A 2,069-nucleotide genomic window follows, 5' to 3' on the forward strand; every position below is an offset into this window, starting at 1 on the left:
TTAGTCTTAAACGATTGCTGGCAAACTCGATACTCTAAAGCTAGTCAGCTGTATTTTTATTGGGAGAATGACCAAACAAACTCTAATAACTCGATGCTAGCTGCATAATAAAGGAAGCAATATGTTAGATTTATTTAAAGACATTGAATCTTCTGAAACTGCATTACAAGATTTAATCCACCAAGGCCTATTTCTAAACACCTCTTATCCTGCACATGTTCATAAGGATGGAAAAGGTATTGTTATAGAGATTGATCATGGTCGACTGTATTATGCGCCTTATTTTTTCGATCAAGTCTTAAGCGATGAGATATTAGATTATTTTTTAGCATGTGAAGACATTGACTGGAAGACTCATGACTGGCAAACAGAACCAGATATAAATAGTCTGAAATTCAAGCATATTGATTGGCATCACGATACCATTCAAATGTTTGGCAAAAAGCACAAGCTACCCCGTATTTCTGCTTGGTATGGTGATAACAATAAAAGCTATATGTACTCAGGAATCCAGCTTAACCCTAATCCATGGAGTAATAAGCTGAACTGGCTAAGAAACGAACTTAAAACAGTGTGCAAGCGACAGTTCAATAGTGTATTGCTTAACTGGTATCGCAGTGGTGAAGATCACATTAGCTGGCATACAGATGCAGAACCAGAATTGGGAAAAGACCCTATGATTGCTTCAATTAACTTTGGAGAGAGTCGCAGGTTTTTGTTACGGTTGCAAGACGACCATAAATGTAAGATAGAAATTCCCTTACACCATGGCAGCGTATTAGTGATGGCAGGTGCATTGCAACACCACTGGCAACACAGTGTACCTAAGCAAAAGAAAGTTAAAGGTAGCCGTGTAAACATGACGTTCCGAACGATTTATAACTGATTTTTTAAGTTAAGAATGCTAATCATATAATTTTAACTATTATTAAAATTACTAAAAAGCTAGAAGGATTCTATGAAAAATGTCTTATTTCTTGTCACTGGTATGTCACCACAGATTATCACTGAAACAGTATGGGCTTTGGCATGCGACCCAAAGAGAAATGATAAATGGATACCAGATGAAATCTATGTGTTGAGTACACAAAAAGGTATTAATCAAATTCAGGAGCGTCTTTTCAATAAAGGCGCTTTTGATCGAATGAAGAATGACTATCCACAATTAATAAATATAAAATTCGATGATAAATTTCTAATTCCAGTTGAGCTTAATAATAAGGCCTTAGAAGATATCAAAACACCTGAACATAACGAGGTTATGGCGAATGCTTTATGTGGCCTCATTCGCGACTTAACTAAGCATGAAGATACTTGTCTACATGTCTCAATAGCAGGTGGTCGTAAGACTATGGGTTACTATGCAGGATATGCGCTGTCACTGTATGGCCGGGCACAGGATAAAATTTCACATGTCTTAATTACGGAAGAGTTTGAGAGGGCTGTGAACTTCTTCTACCCTACTCCAACTTCATGCTTAGTATCCGACCGTAATGAAATTGTCATAGGGGATGCCAAAAATGCTGAAGTATGGTTAGCCGAAATACCATTCGTAAGAATGCGTAGCTTATTAGATAAAGAAAGTATTTTAAATGATAGAGGTTTTTCTGAAGTCGTTAATATTATTGAAGAGTCACTACAGCCTGTACGCTTGAGAGTTGTAAATAATGATGAGCGTAAGGTATTCGTAGGTGACATATTTTGCAAACTATCTCCTAAAGAATTTAGTATCTATCTCCTAGCAGCAGAATTGAGAGTAGCCGGTAAGACTATGCGCTATCCTTCTAAAGATATTGAAGGCGATACTATCGAACCTGAATTCATGCAAAGGTTTAATGAAATTTACCAACAGCATAAATCTCAAGGTGTCGAAGAAACTATTGATGTAGATTATGACTACTTTTCAAACTTACTATCAACTATTAAACGTAAGTTTAAAAAAGCTTTTGGTAAAAATTTAGCTGATAAAACAGTTATTCAAAAAGATAGTGACTATGGAGGGTTTGGACTTATAGTAATTCCTAATAGTATAGATTTAGATAGCTAGGGGCTGTATAGAATTGAGAAAA

Annotated in this window: 2 protein-coding genes; both read left to right on the top strand. The window is 36.0% G+C overall.

Annotated elements, in window-relative coordinates; all coding sequences use genetic code 11:
- The first annotated feature begins 121 nt into the window (after nt 1-121).
- Nucleotides 122-886 (top strand): alpha-ketoglutarate-dependent dioxygenase AlkB family protein, encoded by a 765-nt coding sequence (locus ACT3RN_RS15280; protein WP_444518795.1) that lies wholly within the window; start codon nt 122-124, stop codon nt 884-886.
- A 72-nt stretch (nt 887-958) separates the two neighbouring features.
- Entirely contained in the window at nt 959-2,047 is a 1,089-nt protein-coding gene (gene csm6, locus ACT3RN_RS15285; RefSeq protein ID WP_444518796.1) for a CRISPR-associated ring nuclease Csm6, read from the top strand.
- The last annotated feature ends 22 nt before the right edge of the window (nt 2,048-2,069 follow it).

Origin of the sequence: Psychrobacter sp. AOP5-GZ1-6 (assembly GCF_052376345.1) — a bacterium.
Taxonomy (GTDB): Bacteria; Pseudomonadota; Gammaproteobacteria; order Pseudomonadales; family Moraxellaceae; genus Psychrobacter.